A 17,742-nucleotide genomic window follows, 5' to 3' on the forward strand; every position below is an offset into this window, starting at 1 on the left:
CATCCGGTCTTCACGTAGCAACAGAGAGAAAAAAGCCCTCATAGCGAGGGCTTTGGCGATTTTGAAGCGTTACTAAGCGAGAATAACAGGGTAGTCGTTCACAGGGTGTGGAATGACTTCTACTGGCCAGCCATACACGTCTTCAATATTGCGTGGCGTAATCACCGATTTAGGCGAACCTTCAGCAACGATATAGCCTTTGTTCAGCATAATGATGTGGTCAGCATACTGAGCGGCGAGGTTTAGATCGTGGATCACGGCGATCACAGCAGATCCTTTTTTCGCCAAGTCTTTCGCCAGTTGTAATGTTTTGTGCTGGTGGCCGATATCCAGTGCAGACGTCGGTTCATCCAACATTAGCACCGGCTCTCTTGGCGATTTAGATAATTGCGTAAGCACGCGTGCCAAGTGAACACGCTGTTTCTCACCCCCAGAAAGACTTGGGTACAAACGGTCTGCAAGGTGAACCACATCCGTTGTTTGCATCTTCTGCGTCGCGATGTCAGACACTTCAGCTTGAGAGGCACTCAAAGCGAGACCACCAAGCTCAACCACTTCACGAACTGTAAAGGCGAAGGTCAAGCTGCTGTACTGTGGAAGGATACCCACAGACTGCGCTAGATCAGCGGGTTTCCACTCTTCTGAAGGCTTGCCGTAAAAACTCAGCTGTCCGTTGCATTTCCACTCGCGGCTAATCAGTTTGAGTAGGCTACTTTTACCTGTTCCGTTCGGACCTAAAATGATCGTCAATTCACCGGTTTTGAAGTTGGCACTGAAGTCTTCAAGCAGCACCTTGTCGCCTAACGTCAGCGAGGCATTTTTAATTTCAACACTCATTATGCCAAACGACCTCGTTGTTTCAGGAGCAGAGCCAAGAAGAATGGGGCACCAATTGCCGCTGTGATGATACCGACTGGAATTTCCAACGGTGCAACAACGATGCGGGCAACCATGTCTGAGACCAAAAGAACCAGACCACCAATAAGCAGTGAAACAGGAATCAAGGTGCGGTGATCTGGCCAGTTAGCATACGGCCAATGTGAGGAACAACAAGACCAATAAAGCCAATCATGCCTGACAAGGCAACAGTAATGCCGACGCCCGCAGCGGTAAGCAAAATCAAGTTACGTTTGAGCTTTTGAACATCGATACCCAAATGACGCGCTTCTGCTTCACCCAGAAGTAGTGCATTGAGGGGTTTGGCGTTCTTCTGGAACAGAAACGCCAAAACAAACAACGAAACATACGCAAGGATGATGGAATCCCACGATGCGCCCGCCAAAGAACCCATTGTCCAAAGCGACAGATCACGCAAAGCCTGATCATCAGCGAAGAAGTTCAGAAGCCCCATGCCTGCGCCCGCAATTGCGCCCAACGCAACACCAGCAAGCAGCATGATGGTCACTGAAGTACCGTTACTGCTGGTGCCCATGTAATAGATGGCAAAGGTGGCCAATGCACCGCCTAAGAAAGCGAATACTGGCACGGTTCCCAGAACAAGGAATACCGTGTTACCCAACACGCCACCAAAAAGAACAATGGCAATCGCTGCGCCCAAAGAGGCACCCGCTGAAACACCAATGATGCCCGGATCAGCTAACGGGTTTCGGAACAAACCCTGCATGACAGTGCCACAGATGGCCAAGATACCGCCCACAGCAATCGCGAGCAAAGTACGCGGCAAACGTACCTGTTGAATGATCACTGATACATAAGCAGGTAGCTCAGAATCGAAAGGCAGCAGGGCTTTCAGGCTGTCAAAGAAGCCGATATTCATCGGCCCCAAGGTAATGGAACTCACTACCGCGATATACAGCAAGATCATCGAGAAAATCATTAACCAGCGGGCTGGCACTCGACGAGTCAAAATATCGTTCATTAGATTTCCAATTACTTTTTAGCGTTAAAGCGTTCGTTTAGTTCGGTCGCAAGGTCAAGGCTAGCCAGACCAAAACCACCAAGGATGGAATAGCCAGAAATCGCAATAACGTTGTCATTCTGAACAGCAGGGGTCGCGTTCAGCAAAGGTTGTTGTTTCAAGACTTCATCCAAACCACCGATTTGCTCTAGGGTGCGCTCAGAAATCAGAATGTATTCCGGCTGCATTTCTACGATTGATTCAGTAGAAAGCGGTTTGTAGCTGGTGGTTTCAGCCGCAGCAGGGTTAACACCGCCCGCCAGTTCAATCACGGTATTTACTGTTGTTTCGTCGCCAGCAACGGTCAGCGGACGACCATCAGACAGCATCATGAACATCACAACAGGTTTTTTCTCCGGTTGAGCTGCATTCAGAGCACTGATTTGGTCGCTGACTTGTTGTTTGATTTCTGCACCTTTTTCTTCAGTGCCAGTAATGGTTGCGACTGCGTCTACACGCTCGTTGAAATCTTCCAATGTGTTACCGGTAGGAAGTGCACGTACATCTACACCTGCCGCTCTAAGTAGCTTCAGTGTTGAGTCTGGCCCCATGTCAGGAGAACCCAAAAGGTGAGTAGGGCTCAGTGCCAAAAGGCCTTCCGCTGCCAGTTGACGATGGTAGCCAAGAACAGGAATGTCACGACCGTCCAAGTAGTGACGGCTTGTTAAATCAATGGCAACAACATCCTTTTCTGCGCCCAGTTCAAACAGTAATTCGGTCACGGTAGAGCCAGCACTAATAATGCGAGTTTCGTCAGCTTGAGAAATTGGGCTCAAAAGCGCAGCAAGCGCTAGGGCGGCTGCTTTAATTGGCGTCTTCATACTTATTCTTCTTCCATTACGATGTTGGTTGCGTTGATGTTGTTGTTTTGCATAAAGGCCAAGACCTTCAGCATGCTTTCAACGTTCGCTTGCTTGTCAGCGGCGATAACAACCGGTTTTCCAGGGTTTTCTTTGATTAGTTGAAGCAGGTTCGCTGTGAACATTTCCCATGTTTCAACAGGCTCACCTTGAAGTGCCCATGAAGGGGAACCATTCAATACGTTAATAGCAATCACTTCCTGATCAGGAGAATCGAGTACAGCACTGTCATTGGTTTGAGGAATCGCTACTTCCATCGTTTTGATTTGGATATTTGCTGTAAGCAGCAGGAAAACCATCACGATGAAGATAATGTCCAGCAGCGGTGTCAAATCCGGAGTAAAGCTTTCATTGTCACTTTCTGGGCGAGATCGGATCATGCTGCTTCATCCATCGCTGTCGACTTTTTTGCGCTGTTCGCACATGCAGGAGGACAATCGTTAGGGCAGCAGTTACCGCTTTCGTCGAACGACACACCCGCCAAGTGCAGGTTGAAGTGGTTCAGAACGTATTCAATTTTCGCCAGCGTGCGGTCTGCCCAAAGGCTGAATACTTGTGACGCTGCAATCGCAGGAAGGGCAATCAGTAGACCCGCAGCAGTCGTTGCCATTGCAAGGCCAAGACCGTCTGCCAACTCAGCGGGAGAGATACCACCTTGGGTTGCAGATAAGCCTTTAAACATCTCAATCAGGCCCATCACAGTACCCAGAAGACCGATCAATGGGCTTAATACGCCGATGATGTTCAGCAGTTTAAGACCTGCAGTAAATTGACGGCGTTTCTTCTGCAGCCAAATGCTTACCGCTTCTTCACGCAGTGACTTGGTGAATTGGCGGTGGCTGATCAGCATGCAAAGGCCTTGAGAAAGGGTGTTTTTGTCATTCTTGTGTTTTTCAACGTGGCCTTCTAATTGCTCATCGTTGGTCAACGACAAGCTGTAGATTTCACGTTGCAGGCTTTTACTGTGCGTCTTGGTGTTGAGGATAACGAAGACGATGCGCTCGAAAATTAGCATCAGCATCAAAGCAGAGAGGATCGACAAGGGCCATGTCATGATGCCAAGTTGCGCGTGGATGGATGAGAAAAATTGTAAATCCATGATTAATCCAAATTAAAACGTACAGGAATTTTCACTCGATGCGCCAATGGCACACCATTTTCTTCGTGGCCATTGAAACGCCACTTTTGCACTGCTGACATGGCAGCATCGTCTAATACTTCGAAGCCTGATGACTGAACAATCGCTTGTTTGGTTTGATTGCCTTGCTCATCGAGCCACACTTCAATCAGTACCGTGCCTTGCATTCCTTTTCGCTTGGCAATTCTCGGATATTTAGGTTGAGACGGACGAACTTTGAACGTGGGTCTGTCTACCAATACTGGGGCGTTATCCTTCGCCTGATTCATTTGCACGTCAGAGGTCACTTCCTGTTTCTTTTCTTCAGGTTGTTTCTCTTTCGGCTCTTCTTTTGGTTTAGGCTTTGGTTCTGGTTTCTTCTCAACGACTTCCTGCTTCTTCACCTCTTTTTTCGGCTTAGGCGGGGTAGGCGTTGGTTCTTTTTTCTTAGGTGCTTCGACCGGTTTCTTCACTGGCTTCGGTTTAACCGGCTCCGGCTTAGGTTCAACGACAGCCTTTTCAACCTTCGGTGGTTCTTCTACCTGTGGTTTTTTCTCTACCACGGGTTCTGGTTGAACGTCTGGCTCAGGCACGGGCTCAGGTTTTGGCGGAGCTGCGGCGACAAGCTGTATGGCAACACGGTTACCCGGTTGCGTGTCATTCAACGCAAATTGGGGTGGGGGGGGCTGTTGGGCTGATAGTGCCAGACTATGCAGTGCGACAGAAACGACACCACAAACAACGTACCGTCGAGCGTTCACACTCTCTCCTGAGTAGTAAATCTTATAAAACTGGGCTCATTATGCACGAAATAAAAATGAGATCAATTATCAGTTGCATTATCGTTTTTTATGAATATGATTGAAAACACTTGAAAACAGCCCGTTGAGTGGCGCTGTTGTCTGTATAAGGTCGTTTCAGGCAATGAATTTTGATTTAAGCAACGTCGATCTGGTCGGTCAGAACACGCCGGACCCGCTTCGTTTTGCATTCCAGCGTAAGAAAAGTGCCCATGCCGGTGGCATGATGCATGCCGTGAAAGGGGAAGACATTCAGTCTTCGCTTGAGCTGGCGCACGCTACCGTTCCAAGTAACACTTTCGCACCACGATGCCTTTATATTCATATTCCGTTTTGTCGTGTGCGCTGCACTTACTGCAACTTCTTCCAGTACGCTTCCAGCACTGCGCTGATTGAAAACTACGTAGAAGCACTGTTGCGCGAGATTCATTGGAAAGCCGCTCAGCCTTGGACTCAGGCTGCGTCATTCCAAGCTGTATACATCGGCGGTGGCACGCCTACAGACATCAGTGCAGATCAGATCCGCACGATCGTTTCTGAAATCCGCAAGCTGTTCCCACTCACGCCGGATTGTGAAATCACACTCGAAGGCCGTATCAACCGTTTCGGTATGGACAAGTTTGAAGCGGCACTGGAAGGTGGCGTAAACCGCTTCTCATTCGGTGTTCAGAGCTTCAATACGCAGGTTCGTCGCAGTGCGAAGCGTCTTGATGACCGTGAAGTTGTGCTGGAAAGCATCCAGAAAATGGCCGCCTACAACGCTGCGCCAATCGTTCTGGATCTGCTTTACGGTTTACCTTACCAAACCATGGACATCTGGCAGCAAGACTTGAATGACTTCCTTGATACTGGTGCGCACGGCGTTGACCTGTACCAGCTGATCGAGATGCAAGGCTTGCCAATGGCGAAGATGGTTGAGCAGGGCAAACTGCCGCATCCAGCCGACACCCAAATGAAAGCAAGCATGTTCGAAATGGGTGTGGATTTCATGACGAAACACCACCTCAAACGTCTGAGCGTAAACCACTGGGCTGCAGATAACCGCGAGCGCAGTATTTACAACTCACTGGCAAAGACCACTGCAGAAATTATGCCTTTGGGCGCTGGCGCTGGCGGTAACGTCAATGGCTGCCAAATGATGCAAACGCGCGATATGGACACCTACATCGCTGCGATTAACGAGAATCGTTACCCTGTCACTATGATGACCATGGCACCGGCGAACCGTGCGGTGGCTGCTGAAATTAAATCGGGCTTTGATGCGGGCGTAATGGCGCAATTCAAGCTGGATAGCGTGGCAGGCGAAGGGACTTTTGACGCATTGACCCCACTGTTTGAAGCGTGGGAGAAAAATGGTCTGGTCTATCTTGAAAAGAGTACGTCAGGACGTGGTTATCTAAAACTCACGCTGGCAGGTCAGTTCTGGGCGGTGACACTCGCTCAAAACCTGATTGAAGTATTACAGTCTCAAACAATGAAACATAAAGCGGCTTAAGTCGCTGCTTAGGAGTAACACTAGGATGCAACAAGCAATCATCGTGTCGGAAGAAACCAAACAACGCGTAGCCGAGTTCCTAGCACAGGACGAACACACGCCGGTATCAAGCATGGCAGACGCCATGAAACTGACTGAAGGCGAAATCACGCTGGCTCTGCCATCTACTATGGTAGCGCGCGCGGAAGGCTCTCTGGCACAAACCATCCTGGAAGCGATGCCTACTTGGGGCAAAGTAACAACCATCGTTCACTCTGGTGGTTCAGTATTCGAATTCAAAGCGAACTTCCCTAAAGGTAAAGTGCTGCACGGCTACTACAACCTGATGGGTCGTGAAGGCCAACTGCATGGTCACCTTCGCTTGGATCTGGTTTCTGACATCGTATTCGTCAGCAAACCATTCCGTGGAACCGAAAGCCACTACATCGGTTTCTACGACAGCACAGGTCACTGTGTATTCAAGATTTACCTGGGTCGTGACAAAAAGCGTCAACTGTTCCCAGAGCAAATTGAACTGTTTAATGCCATGAAGCAGGAGTTGGCAAAATGATCGACAAGGCAGAACGTCTACAAAACCGTCTGGGCCCTGAAATTCAGGAATTCCGTGACTCACGCAACACGCTGCAACTTGGCACCGTAGACAAGGAAGGGAAACCACACACCAGCTACGCGCCATTCGCGTTCTCTGAAATGGGTTACTACATCCTGGTTTCTGACCTGGCTACTCACGGCCAGAACCTGAAGAACAGCAAAGCGGTTTCAATCATGATGATTGAAGACGAAAGCGAAGCACGTTCAATCTTCGCACGTCGTCGTCTGTCATTTGACACCAACGCAGAGCACATCGAGCGCGATTCTGAGCAATGGGTTGCGGCTGTTGACGTGATGCGCGAGCGTCTGGGTGAAATGATCGACAACCTAAGCCAACTGGGCGACTTCAACCTTTACCGCCTGAACCCAGTAGAAGGTCGCTACGTAAAAGGCTTCGGCCAAGCGTTCAACGTATCTGGCGAAGATATGCTGTCTGTTATGCACTTGGACGAAGGCCACGTGAAGCAGATGAAAGAAGAGAACGCGTCTTAAGCTCTCTCATTCTATAAGGCTCTGCGGCCGCAGAGCCTTACTCCTAACCATAAAAACACTAATTTTTCGTGCTGATACCAGTGCGAAAGGCTTTCTTTTGCCTTTTTTACGAGTAAAACAGATGACAATTAAGAAAAACAAGCTGGCGCTATTGGTGGGACTTCTGTGCGCCGGAAGTGCCACTGCACAGGAAGTGTATACCTTTGATGAGGTTGTTGTTTCTGCAACCCGTACTGAACAAAACATCAATGACGTTGCGGTATCCGTAGACGTGGTTGATGACAAAGCAATGGAAGAGAACTTGGCCCAAGACCTGTCTCAAGCTGTTGCTTATGAGCCGGGCGTTTCTATGCCAGGTACTGGCCGTTTCGGCAATTCAGGCTTCAACATTCGTGGTCTGAGCGAAAACTATGTAAAAACCGTGGTTGATGGTGTTGAGCAGCCTTCATCGTACGACCCAGGCGCAGACGTTATGCGCAAATACAACAACACGGTTGAAACTGACACGCTGCACCGCGTTGAAATCAACAAAGGTCCTTCATCGAGCCTTTACGGCAGTGATGCACTGGCAGGTGCCGTGATCATCCGTACTAAGAACCCAGAAGATCTGCTGGAAGCAGAGGGTGATGATACCTACGCAGCAGTGAAAACCGGTTACTACAGCGCAGACGAAAGCTACAAAGCAACGGCGACGCTGGCAAACCGCACTGGCGACTTAGAAACGCTATTGATCTTCACTCATCGTGATGGACACGAAACAGCAACTCATGGCAGCGGTGCGGACATCGAAGGCCGTGACCGTGGCCAAGCAGATCCTTTCGACATCAACTCTGACAACTTGCTGGCAAAAGCGTTCTACCAAATCAACGAGAACCACCGCATTGGCGTAACGGGTGAGATCTTCAACCGCGATGCGGAAGGTCAAATCCTGTCGAACGAAGGTTACGAAATGATGCCGGGCTTCACCTACACACGTAACAGTGCGCAGGATGAAGACAGCCGTAAACGCATTTCTTTTGAACACAGTTGGCAGGCAAACAACGCAGCGTTTGACCACCTGAAGTGGCAATTGACGGCACTGGAAAGCGAAACCAAACACAGCACGTTCGATGAAACGCCATCTAACGGTTACCGTAACCGTGCGCGTAACGGTGTAGACACCAGCAACCAATTCGATGCGCAGTTCGACAAAGCGTTTGAGTTGGAAAACAGCTACCACGAAATCAGTTATGGCGTTAACTACATCACGAACGAATTTGAACTGGATTACCGTGATTACTATCTGGAAGGTTCAAAAGCGGGCACATCGGTTGATAAAACTGGTGAAGTGCCAAACGCTGAGTCTGTGAAGTGGGGTGTGTACATCCAAGACCAAGCGTTCTTTATGGATGAGCAACTGGTTGTGAACGCAGGTCTGCGTTACGACAACTTTGAAGCAAAACCGAAGAATTCTACCGAGCACAAAAACTCGAAAAGTGACGCTGTCACTGCGAAGTTGGGCGCAGTTTACCACTGGACTGACTCTGTAAGCAGCTACGCGAACGTTAGCCAAGGCTTTAAGTCACCAACGCTTCAAGACTTGTACTACTTCTACGAGACAGATGCTGCGATGGGTGCGGTGTTCGAAGCAAACCCGAACCTGAAACCAGAAGAAAGCATTGGTTACGAAACGGGTATGCGTTTCAACTACGCGTTCGGCCGTATTGACGTGTCTGTGTTCTACAACGACTACACCAACTTCATTGAGTCTCGCAAAACGGCTGAAGACAACGGTGAAGGCAAAGAAGTGTGGACGAAAGAGAACATCAGCGACGCAGAAATCTACGGAGCTGAGCTGAAAACACAATTCGCACTGGATGTGCTGGTTGGCGCACCGAAAGGCATGTACACCGACATGAGCCTGGCTTACGCGAAAGGCGAAGACAAGCAAAATGGCGAAGCGATTGACTCTGTAGCACCACTGACAGCGCAATTCGCGCTGGGTTACGCAGAACCACAAGGTACTTACGGTGGTAAGGTTGCGGTTAAAGCGGTAGCGGGTAAGTCTGATTCAGACTGGAGCAATGCAAACGGCGTCGATAACGTGAAAGCACCGGGTTACGCTGTAACAGATATTACGGCTTACTACCGTCCTATGAGCGATCTAACTGTTCGTGCGGGTCTGTTCAACGCCTTCGATAAGAAGTACTGGGAATACTCAGACCTGTCTGGCAAAGAAGCAGATGACCAAGGTCTTGATCGTCGCACTCAGCCAGGACGTAACTGGGGTATTGAAGCCGAGTACGTGTTCTAAGCGATTAACCGTCATCGAAACACCCCGGTTTTCCGGGGTGTTTTTGGTTGTAACAAGCTCCAAAGTTTGAAGATATACCCAAGCAACAGGTCGAAGATGCAGGTTGCTTCGGTATACACTCAAATAAAAGCAATTGTTTATAAGAAATGAAAAGAGACGAAGACACAGTGAGTAATGGTGCTTTGACAACGCTATCGACGAGATGGCTAATAGAACAGGCGAAAAAGCAAAAGAAACGCTTGATTGCCGCAAACCTTATCGCGATATGCGCCACGCTGATCAGTGTGCCAATCCCGCTTCTGATGCCATTGATGGTTGATGAAGTGCTTTTGAACAAGCCAGACAAAGGCATCGCATTCTTTAACCACTTCTTGCCAGAGTCTCTGCAACAGCCCGCGAGCTACATCGTGCTTGTACTGCTCATGGTTATTGTTATGCGCATCGCAAGCCAAGCATTGAACATCTGGCAAAGCCGTCAGTTCACCTTGGTCTCGAAATCGATCACCTGTTACATCCGCCAACAACTTCTCGATAAGCTTGGCCGTGTCAACATGAAAGAGTTCGAAGAGCGCGGCAGTGGCGGTATAAGCTCGCATCTGGTCACAGATATCGAAACCATCGACTCGTTCTTGGGCAACAGCCTGAGCCGCTTTGTGGTTGGCGTGTTGACCGTATTCGGTACCGCGATCATTCTGCTTTGGCTGGACTGGGCGTTAGGTTTGTTTATCTTGCTGGTCAACCCAATCGTGATTTTCCTGTCACGTAAAATGGGCCAGCGCGTTAAACACCTTAAGCGTGCTGAAAACCAATCGTTCGAGCGATTCCAGCAACGTCTGGTAGAAACGTTAGACGGTATCTACCAACTGCGTGCCGCGAACCGTGAACGTGCTTATTTGGATGTGCTGAAAAACGATGCGGAAGCGATTCGTCACGATGCTGACAAATACGCGTGGCAATCAGAAGCAGCAGGGCGCGTATCCTTCCTCATGTTCTTGCTGGGCTTCGAACTGTTCCGTGCAGCAGCCATGCTGATGGTGCTGTTCAGCGACCTGACGATTGGCCAGATCTTTGCGGTATTTGCTTATCTGTGGTTTATGTTGAGCCCAATCCAAGAACTGTTGGGTATCCAATACTCGTGGTTCAGTGCGTCTGCGGCCATGAAGCGTTTGAACGGCCTGTTGGCGTTGGACGAAGAACCAAGAAGTGCGTCAGAGAGCGACCCACTGGTCGAGCGTGACACCTTTGGTTTGGAATGCCGCAATATTGACTTCTCTTACGACAGCGAGAAAACTGTCCTTAACGGTCTGTCACTGTCTATTCCTGCGGGTAAACGTGTCGCACTGGTTGGTGCATCAGGTGGTGGTAAATCAACCCTGATTCAGCTTCTACTTGGCCTTTACCGCAAGTCTGATGGCGACATCTTGATTGATGGTCAGCCAGTAGAAGAAATCGGTTACGAAACGCTGCGTCAACACACTGCCGTGGTGCTGCAACAGCCTGTGATTTTCAACGACACACTGCGTGCCAACCTGACACTGAACCGTGACGATTTCACTGACGAACAACTGTGGAAGTCACTGGAAATTGCACAGCTAAGCGATGTGGTTGAGAAGCTGGAAAATGGCTTGGAATCTCAGCTAGGTCGTCAAGGTTTGAAACTGTCGGGCGGTCAACGTCAGCGTCTGGCGATTGCGCGTATGATCCTGACCAATCCTAAGTTGGTGATTCTGGATGAAGCAACGTCAGCTCTGGATACCGCAACAGAAGCAGCATTGCATCAGGCGTTAAACAACTTCCTGCAAGGTCGCACCACGCTTATCGTTGCGCACCGTTTGTCTGCAGTTAAGCAAGCCGATTTGATTTACGTGCTGGAAGACGGAAAGGTTGCACAGTCGGGTAACCACTCTGACTTGGTGAAAGAAGAAGGGCTTTATCAAACCCTTTACGGCAACCTACAAGCCGGATAAAACCTGAGCCTCGCAATCGCGGGGCTTTTTTCGCCTCAAATTCTCAAGACTAATGAGCGTCGAAGCTGGCGAGTCAGGCGATCTCGTTCCACCCTTAAGAAACGATTCCCTTACTTTGAGCCGGTGATGAAGGTAATTTTAAAATCGAAGCTTACGTGTCCTCATTGCGGGCATACCAAGGTAGAGTTAATGCCCATAGACTCCAAAGCGCAGCATTTTGAGTGCGAGAATTGCAAAGAGGTCATGATGGTTCCAGAAGGGGTCTGCTGTGTTTTCTGCGCTTATGGCGATGTGCTTTGTCCTAGGTCCCAGCTCACCGGTAAATGCACAGACAAGCAGCACTAACAAGATTCATCACGATAAAACACGGCCAGCCAAACCGTATCTGTATTCGGCTTTGTCCAACTCACTTTATGTTTGGTGTGGGCAGAAATCTCGATGTGGTCGCCACGTACAAGCTTCACCATCTGTCCATTGTCAAAGGTCAGCTCTGCTTCACCTTCTAGCACCATTACCCATTCATGTTCATCTTGGTCATACCAGCCTTCGTCTGGAGACGTCTGACCGTGAGACACAATTCTCTCTATTCGTACGAACGGGCGTTTGACTATATCGTCAAAAACCTCGGAATTTTCGGCATTTGGAAGGGGATTAAAGAGGTTTGCTTGTTTGAACATGTTTTCTCTCATCCATTGATTTAACACGCTGACCTATAAGCAGAATACGAATGTAAATCCGAACTCTAGCAGGCTTAAATTATCAAACATCTCATCGTGTTCATTTTGTAAAAACACTATTACTGCGATGCAAAACTACAAAATGGCGCATGTCTCAATAATGCACCACAAAATGAGACCAATATGAAATTACACTCACCGTTTTATAGGAGCACTTTTTTCCAAGGAGTAGAACGATGAGCGTACACATGTGGTATTGTTCCAACTGCAAAAAAGAAACAGGGCATGAAGTCCGCGAGCAGGCTCACCACGACCCAGCACTGCGAGCATTAACCATGCCGCCAGATAACGCAAAAGATCATACAGAATGTACATGTGTCGTCTGTGGTCATGTTGATTGGGTAGACCCCGTTGATATCTTCCACGTGTATGAGCATGACTTCGGTGACTAATCGTATCGAATAGAGAGGGTGAAGAGTGGTAGCTTCACCTTTAATTTAACGATATAACGCACTATAACTTGCATTTTGGGTCAGTAATGAACCCACGCGAGCTTTGATTAATGAAATGGCGGTGTAATTGACACTGACATTTTTCTTAGATGTATGATCGCTTTACAAAAATTCTGGCTTTCAGCTAGAGACAATCCCGTTTCCGTAATACTATGAAATCAAAACAACGAAAAGGAATACGATAACATGCCACTTATCGCTTGCCCGGTATGCGAAAAACAAGTTTCAAAACGCGCTCTGGCGTGCCCAGGGTGCGGAGAACCAGATCCATCAAGACATCACACAAGAAACACTTGGTTAGGCCGCTTATTCTGGCTGGCCGTCTGGGTAGGGTTAGGTGTGCTGGTATGGGTGAAGGTTGTACCTCTCGTCATGGAAGTCTTCAAGCAATAGCAAAGCAAACCGACTAAACGATTGAAAAGAAAAGCGGCCCTTCAAAGGGCCGCTTTTTTTACTCTGCTACTTCTAAAGCAGGCTTGGCTTGGTTGTTGGTCGCCCAGTCGGACAAACTTAGGTGTGTAAGAAGATAACCCGGCGATTTCTCACCCAACGCCACTTTAAAAAATAAGCTAGCCGTTTCAGCATCCCCGCCGAAACACCGCTGTATTGCACTAATCACATCGCTCTGAGTTTCACCCTCACTGACAAGTAGGCGAACCCATTCGTACTCCAGCGAACTTCTGTTGACGAGCGTTTTCCTTCCTAGGGTAAATGTCGTCACCAATCCTCCGAATTGCGTTACAATTACGTTGCATTCACATGTATCCGGATATTTAATCCCATAATTTCGGCACGCGTAGCGAGAAAGATCTCAAATATGAGTCTTTATGACATGCTCATTAGTGCGGATATGACGTAATACGTTGATATATATCACGTATAAGCCTTGAGGTTTTTCGTTAAAATTGGACTTTGAGCCCAAAAAAACGCAGCCCGTGACGCAAAAATGCTCAAAAAAGCTGACCTCATCGTACTAAAAAGTGATAGGTTTTTGGCGTCGCAATACATGGTGGTCATGAGAAATGAAATGGATTTTGTCTGATTGGATCCGAAAGAAGAAATACGAAAAGTTCTTCAATCGTGTTGAAGCCGATTTCTTCCACAATGAAAAGTATCGACCGTATTTGGAGCCTCGCATTCTGTCCACACTTAAGGACAGTGCCGTTCAAAAGCCCAAAAGAGCCACGCGTATCGTCCTCGGCTGCATTCGCCAGTCACTCCTCGACAAATACCTCATCGAAAATCGCTACATTCGTTTCCTCGAAGACAACAGCAAAGAGCTTTGTAACCAATGCGTCGCTGGCAGCGATGTGGTTTACGACCACGAAGGGTTAATCGAGAACTTCATCCACAACAAACATCACGAATGTTCTGATTACATCCTGTCTCACGTACCTAAGTACTACAAAAAGGTCGCGAAAGAGCTCGATGTTGATTTGACCTATCCGCGGGATAAGTACGGAGAAACGGAAATGCACGACGATATGGTGATGATCCTTTGCCACAAACGCACCTAATCGCACGGTAAAGAACCAAACAACACCGCAGACTCATTTCCCAGACGAAAAATACGTACCTCACCAACTACAACTTATGCGTAGGCAAGCGCAGTCAGTAGGAGAGTGAGCGTACTATGAAGGACATTCCTTTAATCGTCACAGAGCAAAAAGCCCTTAAAGTCAGTATTCTCGCGAATTTGGTGATGGCGTTTTCCGGATGGATTACCTATTACCTGTCAGGTTCAGAGGCCTTGCTGCTTGATGGAAACCTCTCTTTTATCCTTTTCCTTTCTTCTATCGTTGCGCTCCGTTTAACGCGCGTTAAAGCCCAAGTCTCTGACGACTTTCCGTTCGGGAAGTTTGCGGGCGAGTCCATGTACACCTTGTTTAAAGGCATCATGATCCTCGGTGTTTTGCTGTCATCCATCACGACCAACGTCGGGAAAATCATCGGCTATGCCGAGGGCGAGCCAACGCCGCAGCTTATTATTGGCCCCATCATGATTTACACCTTGGCCATGGTCGTTATCTGTCTCGGACTTGCCGTGTATTACCGCAACGAGAACAGAAAAGTGCAGTACAACAGCATGTTGCTAGAAGCAGAGACCAAATCGTCATTGGTTGATGGTGTGCTGTCTGCGGCTATTGGTGTGGCGTTAATCGCTATCGAGTTTGTTGATATCAATGGCCCCGCAGGCTTCCTGCATTACATTGGCGACGCCATTGTGGTGGTGATTTTAGGTGTCGTGATGTTGCCGCAACCCACAGATCTCATCCGTTGTGCATTCCATGAATTGATGGGCGGTAGTTTGAAAGACGAAGACGAGCAAAAGGAAATCGATACCACGATCCGAGGACTACTCAGTGACAGAGACATACAGTGCGAAGAACTGTTGGCGATGAAAGTAGGGAGCAGTTATCTCATCATCGTCTGCTTTACCGCAGAAGTGTTTAAGTACAAGAGCGATGATTTGGTGGAAGTTAGAAAAGAAATCCTTTCAAGCCTTTGTAAAACAAGAAGCTTTGTTGATTTGGAGCTCGTTCTGGATTAAGGATTGCCAAGAGATCTTGATCGTTTGTGAGAATCGCGCATAATAATACTGTATATATAAACAGTATTATTGAAAATGCCAGCAATTCGATACCGACACAACTACAAAGCTATCGTGCTTCGCAACGAAGAGCCTCAGAAAACGGGCTATCCGATCCCTGCTTATCTAAAAGATGGCAGCTTGCTTTACTATCCGTTTGGCGGTTTTGTAAACCGAGAAGTGCTGACGTACGAACAATACGTCAAGCTGGTATTCATCGACGGTTATTGCCATTCAGACGATGAAAGCAAATGGGAAGATATCACCAGTAAAAAGATACTGGGCGTGTTTATGAAAGGCGAGTATTTTGTTGTGTTGAACAACGGAAAACCGGTGTTAACTCAATAGCTTTTATCAAACATCACAGATATCGCTTCAAGCGCGCATCACGGCGTTCGTTCTCTTGCTGCAAGATAGGTTCGGCATCGAGCGTTCTTAGCGGCTTGTCGTCTCTCACAAGCGCACCATCCGCAATCAACGACAGATATCGACTGCAACAGACACGCAAAAACGACGTGAAGTTGCTGATGTCGTGATTGGCCTCGAGTGATTCAAAATAGAGGTTAGTGATCATCTTATTCAGGGCGAGGTTATCGCGGTGCGCGATTTCCTGAAGGGTGTTCCAGTAGAACTGCTCCAAACGAATGGAGGTGACAACGCCATCTATGCGCAACGATCGAGTCTGGCTTTCCCACAATCTCTCATCCGCTCCGATAAACAACTGACACATGTCGACCTCCTTTGTATTCGTTTAACGCAAACAGCGTTCGCTCAATTAAAACAGCGCAACAAACTGCTTCAGCATTTCTGGGTGCGCTGGCCATGCAGGGGCAGTCACCAAGTTTCTGTCCGTGATGGCATCATCCATCGCAATCTCAACATACTCGCCGCGCGCCAAATCAATTTCAGGCTTACACGCGGGGTAAGCTGTCAGTTTTCTGCCTTCAACAACACCAGATGCCGTTAGCAATTGGATACCATGACAAATCGACGCAACCGGCTTATCCGAATCAAAGAAATCACGCACCAGATTGACCACCTCTTTGTTTAATCGCAGGTATTCCGGAGAACGGCCGCCAGGGATATACAGCGCATCAAAATCAGACGCAGATACCGCGTCAAAATCCGCATTCAGCGCGAAGTTATGACCACGTTTCTCGGTGTACGTCTGGTCACCTTCGAAATCATGCACAGAGGTTGCAATGGTGCCGCCTGCGCGCTTGTCAGGGCAAACCGCATGCACTTCGTGTCCCATTGCCAGCAGTGCTTGGTAAGGCACCATGTTTTCGTAATCCTCGACGAAATCACCTGTGATCATCAGTACTTTAGCCATCTTTCTTCCTCTTCTTTAGGTTGAATCGCGCCAGTACTTTGCCAGCGCGTGTTGATAGCTATATAAACGCACCCATTTAACAAGGTGGTAACATGTGAATATTACATTTCGAGGAAGTGCCTCTCAACCGAGGTGTGCTAGCAGTTGCGCCATGCAATATATTTGGAAGGGAATTCAGAAAGAACCTCTTTAAGAATAAGAGGTTCGTCACTGTAAAGGCAGGTTTAACGTAGGGAAATCACCGATTAATGAAGGTGTCTTTTCTCAAAATCCTGCAATGCTGCCAAGGCTTGTTCTGCTTTATCCGCAGGCACAAACACATGGTCATGAAAATAGGCGGCAATGACGTTCGCGCTGATGCCTCTTTCTGCCAATTTGGTTGAAACGGCTGCCGTCAGGCCTACCGCTTCTAGGCTGGAATGCACCGTGAGGGTGATTTTCTTGAACACACCTTCGTAAGGCAGGTTGGCACTGTCCGCCATGGCTTTGCTCAACACCAAGGTTAGCCCTTCAGATTCTTGAAAGGTCGCCAGAGGCGCGAGTTCGATGTAATCCTTCAGTTTTCCTTCTACCGTACAAAAGACCACGTCATACGGTGCCAATTCAGGCTTCATTGACCGTAGCAGTGCATCTAAATCGACAATACCCGACATAGCATTCCATTATTTTTGTTTGTAAGAACCCGTACCTTTGCCAAAACGAACCAAAAATACAAGGCAATGAAACACCAAATTCCAGAAAGCCAACCTTGATCAACCCTAAAAAGTGGCCTTTTTACGGGCAACTGTGTTTATATACAGTATTTTGTTATTAAAGAGAGAATCATCAAAATGAGAGCGTCGTTACGCCACAAAGTTATCGAGGTTTGTCGCAAGAAAATCGCCACCAAGGGTGAAAACGTGAATGTGTCTTTTTATGCCTTCTTTGCCAACAAGAACGACGACCCAATACTGTTAATGGAAGCGGCCACGTGGTGGATTCAAACGCATCAGCTCGATCATTTTGTTAAAGCGAAAGACGTGATTGCCTTGGTAGAAAGCGAAGCGGCGTAACCAGAGAGAAAAGCCAGAGGAAAGAATAGGGCGCATCACAGAAGA

At 48.2% G+C, this 17,742-nt stretch carries 22 protein-coding genes and 1 pseudogene; 12 read left to right on the forward strand and 11 right to left on the reverse strand.

Translation table 11 applies throughout. The features are described 5' to 3' along the window. Positions 1-72: 72 nt before the first annotated feature. From ATN88_RS02745 to ATN88_RS02770, 6 genes and pseudogenes are all read right to left on the reverse strand, one after another. Positions 73-837 carry a heme ABC transporter ATP-binding protein gene (locus ATN88_RS02745; RefSeq protein WP_067411075.1) on the reverse strand — a complete coding sequence of 255 codons (765 nt, stop codon included), beginning with the start codon at positions 835-837 and terminating at the stop codon, positions 73-75. Beyond that, a pseudogene (locus ATN88_RS02750) lies at positions 837-1,879 on the reverse strand (FecCD family ABC transporter permease). The gene ATN88_RS02745 and the pseudogene ATN88_RS02750 overlap by 1 nt, the downstream one beginning before the upstream one ends. Positions 1,880-1,890: 11 nt before the next feature. Then, a complete protein-coding gene (locus ATN88_RS02755; protein WP_067411079.1) occupies positions 1,891-2,739 on the reverse strand; it encodes a heme/hemin ABC transporter substrate-binding protein in 849 nt (282 codons plus the stop codon). 2 nt (positions 2,740-2,741) lie between these two features. Next, the gene (locus ATN88_RS02760; protein WP_067411083.1) at positions 2,742-3,158 is read right to left on the reverse strand and encodes an ExbD/TolR family protein; all 417 of its coding nucleotides are present in this window, start codon (positions 3,156-3,158) and stop codon (positions 2,742-2,744) included. Then, a complete protein-coding gene (locus ATN88_RS02765; protein ID WP_067411087.1) occupies positions 3,155-3,880 on the reverse strand; it encodes a MotA/TolQ/ExbB proton channel family protein in 726 nt (241 codons plus the stop codon). Before ATN88_RS02765 ends, ATN88_RS02760 begins: the two co-directional genes overlap by 4 nt. Beyond that, entirely contained in the window at positions 3,880-4,656 is a 777-nt protein-coding gene (locus ATN88_RS02770; RefSeq protein WP_067411091.1) for an energy transducer TonB, read from the reverse strand. The genes ATN88_RS02765 and ATN88_RS02770 overlap by 1 nt, the downstream gene beginning before the upstream one ends. 163 nt (positions 4,657-4,819) lie before the next feature. On the opposite strand from ATN88_RS02770, the gene hutW reads away from it, so the two are divergent. The 6 genes from hutW (at position 4,820) to ATN88_RS28085 (ending at position 11,878) form a co-directional block, all read left to right on the forward strand. Then, on the forward strand, positions 4,820-6,190 hold the full coding sequence (gene hutW, locus ATN88_RS02775) for a heme anaerobic degradation radical SAM methyltransferase ChuW/HutW (protein WP_067411096.1): 1,371 nt from the start codon (positions 4,820-4,822) through the stop codon (positions 6,188-6,190). Positions 6,191-6,215: 25 nt separating this feature from the next. Then, complete coding sequence (gene hutX, locus ATN88_RS02780; protein WP_067411100.1) at positions 6,216-6,740, forward strand: heme utilization cystosolic carrier protein HutX; 525 nt, start codon at positions 6,216-6,218, stop codon at positions 6,738-6,740. Further along, positions 6,737-7,273, forward strand: a complete 537-nt coding sequence (gene hutZ / locus ATN88_RS02785; protein WP_067411104.1) for a heme utilization protein HutZ — start codon at positions 6,737-6,739, stop codon at positions 7,271-7,273. Before hutX ends, hutZ begins: the two co-directional genes overlap by 4 nt. 121 nt (positions 7,274-7,394) lie before the next feature. Then, on the forward strand, positions 7,395-9,566 hold the full coding sequence (locus ATN88_RS02790) for a TonB-dependent hemoglobin/transferrin/lactoferrin family receptor (protein ID WP_067411108.1): 2,172 nt from the start codon (positions 7,395-7,397) through the stop codon (positions 9,564-9,566). Positions 9,567-9,733: 167 nt separating this feature from the next. Further along, the gene (locus ATN88_RS02795) at positions 9,734-11,533 is read left to right on the forward strand and encodes an ABC transporter ATP-binding protein (protein ID WP_067411927.1); all 1,800 of its coding nucleotides are present in this window, start codon (positions 9,734-9,736) and stop codon (positions 11,531-11,533) included. 126 nt (positions 11,534-11,659) lie between these two features. Next, positions 11,660-11,878, forward strand: a complete 219-nt coding sequence (locus tag ATN88_RS28085; protein ID WP_083539400.1) for a GDCCVxC domain-containing (seleno)protein — start codon at positions 11,660-11,662, stop codon at positions 11,876-11,878. On the opposite strand, the gene ATN88_RS02800 is transcribed toward ATN88_RS28085, so the two are convergent. Next, positions 11,875-12,210: a cupin domain-containing protein gene (locus ATN88_RS02800; RefSeq protein WP_067411112.1), complete on the reverse strand. Its 336-nt coding sequence runs from the start codon at positions 12,208-12,210 to the stop codon at positions 11,875-11,877. The genes ATN88_RS28085 and ATN88_RS02800 overlap by 4 nt on opposite strands. Positions 12,211-12,446: 236 nt before the next feature. On the opposite strand from ATN88_RS02800, the gene ATN88_RS02805 reads away from it, so the two are divergent. Together ATN88_RS02805 and ATN88_RS25435 are read left to right on the forward strand one after the other, a co-directional pair. Then, entirely contained in the window at positions 12,447-12,662 is a 216-nt protein-coding gene (locus ATN88_RS02805) for a hypothetical protein (protein WP_067411115.1), read from the forward strand. 246 nt (positions 12,663-12,908) lie between these two features. Further along, positions 12,909-13,115, forward strand: coding sequence for a hypothetical protein (locus tag ATN88_RS25435; protein WP_083539401.1), 207 nt, complete (start codon positions 12,909-12,911; stop codon positions 13,113-13,115). Between the two features lie 58 nt (positions 13,116-13,173). Here the strand turns inward: ATN88_RS25435 and ATN88_RS02810 are convergent, their stop codons facing one another. After that, on the reverse strand, positions 13,174-13,443 hold the full coding sequence (locus ATN88_RS02810) for a hypothetical protein (RefSeq protein WP_067411120.1): 270 nt from the start codon (positions 13,441-13,443) through the stop codon (positions 13,174-13,176). Between the two features lie 301 nt (positions 13,444-13,744). Between ATN88_RS02810 and ATN88_RS02815 the strand changes: the two genes are divergently transcribed. The 3 genes from ATN88_RS02815 to ATN88_RS02825 all read left to right on the forward strand — a co-directional run bounded on the left by ATN88_RS02815 (position 13,745) and on the right by ATN88_RS02825 (position 15,660). Next, positions 13,745-14,239: a hypothetical protein gene (locus ATN88_RS02815; protein WP_067411125.1), complete on the forward strand. Its 495-nt coding sequence runs from the start codon at positions 13,745-13,747 to the stop codon at positions 14,237-14,239. Between the two features lie 116 nt (positions 14,240-14,355). Continuing rightward, positions 14,356-15,273 carry a cation transporter gene (locus tag ATN88_RS02820; protein ID WP_067411131.1) on the forward strand — a complete coding sequence of 306 codons (918 nt, stop codon included), beginning with the start codon at positions 14,356-14,358 and terminating at the stop codon, positions 15,271-15,273. 75 nt (positions 15,274-15,348) lie between these two features. Continuing rightward, on the forward strand, positions 15,349-15,660 hold the full coding sequence (locus ATN88_RS02825; RefSeq protein WP_067411136.1) for a hypothetical protein: 312 nt from the start codon (positions 15,349-15,351) through the stop codon (positions 15,658-15,660). A gap of 13 nt (positions 15,661-15,673) precedes the next feature. Here the strand turns inward: ATN88_RS02825 and ATN88_RS02830 are convergent, their stop codons facing one another. The 3 genes from ATN88_RS02830 to ATN88_RS02840 all read right to left on the reverse strand — a co-directional run bounded on the left by ATN88_RS02830 (position 15,674) and on the right by ATN88_RS02840 (position 17,298). Further along, a complete protein-coding gene (locus ATN88_RS02830; RefSeq protein WP_067411140.1) occupies positions 15,674-16,042 on the reverse strand; it encodes a ribbon-helix-helix domain-containing protein in 369 nt (122 codons plus the stop codon). A gap of 45 nt (positions 16,043-16,087) precedes the next feature. After that, the gene (locus ATN88_RS02835; protein WP_067411144.1) at positions 16,088-16,645 is read right to left on the reverse strand and encodes a DJ-1/PfpI family protein; all 558 of its coding nucleotides are present in this window, start codon (positions 16,643-16,645) and stop codon (positions 16,088-16,090) included. Between the two features lie 245 nt (positions 16,646-16,890). Beyond that, positions 16,891-17,298 carry an ACT domain-containing protein gene (locus ATN88_RS02840; RefSeq protein WP_067411148.1) on the reverse strand — a complete coding sequence of 136 codons (408 nt, stop codon included), beginning with the start codon at positions 17,296-17,298 and terminating at the stop codon, positions 16,891-16,893. 177 nt (positions 17,299-17,475) lie between these two features. On the opposite strand from ATN88_RS02840, the gene ATN88_RS02845 reads away from it, so the two are divergent. Next, positions 17,476-17,697, forward strand: coding sequence for a DUF6500 family protein (locus tag ATN88_RS02845; protein WP_067411151.1), 222 nt, complete (start codon positions 17,476-17,478; stop codon positions 17,695-17,697). Positions 17,698-17,742 lie beyond the last annotated feature (45 nt).

This window comes from Enterovibrio coralii, from assembly GCF_001559595.1.
Lineage (GTDB): Bacteria > Pseudomonadota > Gammaproteobacteria > Enterobacterales > Vibrionaceae > Enterovibrio > Enterovibrio coralii.

Coding starts and splice junctions, on each gene's coding strand:
- ATN88_RS02755 (WP_067411079.1), bottom strand. CDS start 2,739: ATGAAGACGCCAATTAAAGCAGCCGCCCTAGCGCTTGCTGCGCTTTTG.
- ATN88_RS28085 (WP_083539400.1), top strand. CDS start 11,660: ATGAAGGTAATTTTAAAATCGAAGCTTACGTGTCCTCATTGCGGGCAT.
- ATN88_RS02840 (WP_067411148.1), bottom strand. CDS start 17,298: ATGTCGGGTATTGTCGATTTAGATGCACTGCTACGGTCAATGAAGCCT.
- ATN88_RS25435 (WP_083539401.1), top strand. CDS start 12,909: ATGCCACTTATCGCTTGCCCGGTATGCGAAAAACAAGTTTCAAAACGC.
- ATN88_RS02825 (WP_067411136.1), top strand. CDS start 15,349: ATGCCAGCAATTCGATACCGACACAACTACAAAGCTATCGTGCTTCGC.
- ATN88_RS02800 (WP_067411112.1), bottom strand. CDS start 12,210: ATGTTCAAACAAGCAAACCTCTTTAATCCCCTTCCAAATGCCGAAAAT.
- ATN88_RS02820 (WP_067411131.1), top strand. CDS start 14,356: ATGAAGGACATTCCTTTAATCGTCACAGAGCAAAAAGCCCTTAAAGTC.
- ATN88_RS02815 (WP_067411125.1), top strand. CDS start 13,745: ATGAAATGGATTTTGTCTGATTGGATCCGAAAGAAGAAATACGAAAAG.
- hutZ (WP_067411104.1), top strand. CDS start 6,737: ATGATCGACAAGGCAGAACGTCTACAAAACCGTCTGGGCCCTGAAATT.
- ATN88_RS02845 (WP_067411151.1), top strand. CDS start 17,476: ATGAGAGCGTCGTTACGCCACAAAGTTATCGAGGTTTGTCGCAAGAAA.
- hutW (WP_067411096.1), top strand. CDS start 4,820: ATGAATTTTGATTTAAGCAACGTCGATCTGGTCGGTCAGAACACGCCG.
- ATN88_RS02830 (WP_067411140.1), bottom strand. CDS start 16,042: ATGTGTCAGTTGTTTATCGGAGCGGATGAGAGATTGTGGGAAAGCCAG.
- ATN88_RS02790 (WP_067411108.1), top strand. CDS start 7,395: ATGACAATTAAGAAAAACAAGCTGGCGCTATTGGTGGGACTTCTGTGC.
- hutX (WP_067411100.1), top strand. CDS start 6,216: ATGCAACAAGCAATCATCGTGTCGGAAGAAACCAAACAACGCGTAGCC.
- ATN88_RS02745 (WP_067411075.1), bottom strand. CDS start 837: ATGAGTGTTGAAATTAAAAATGCCTCGCTGACGTTAGGCGACAAGGTG.
- ATN88_RS02760 (WP_067411083.1), bottom strand. CDS start 3,158: ATGATCCGATCTCGCCCAGAAAGTGACAATGAAAGCTTTACTCCGGAT.
- ATN88_RS02805 (WP_067411115.1), top strand. CDS start 12,447: ATGAGCGTACACATGTGGTATTGTTCCAACTGCAAAAAAGAAACAGGG.
- ATN88_RS02835 (WP_067411144.1), bottom strand. CDS start 16,645: ATGGCTAAAGTACTGATGATCACAGGTGATTTCGTCGAGGATTACGAA.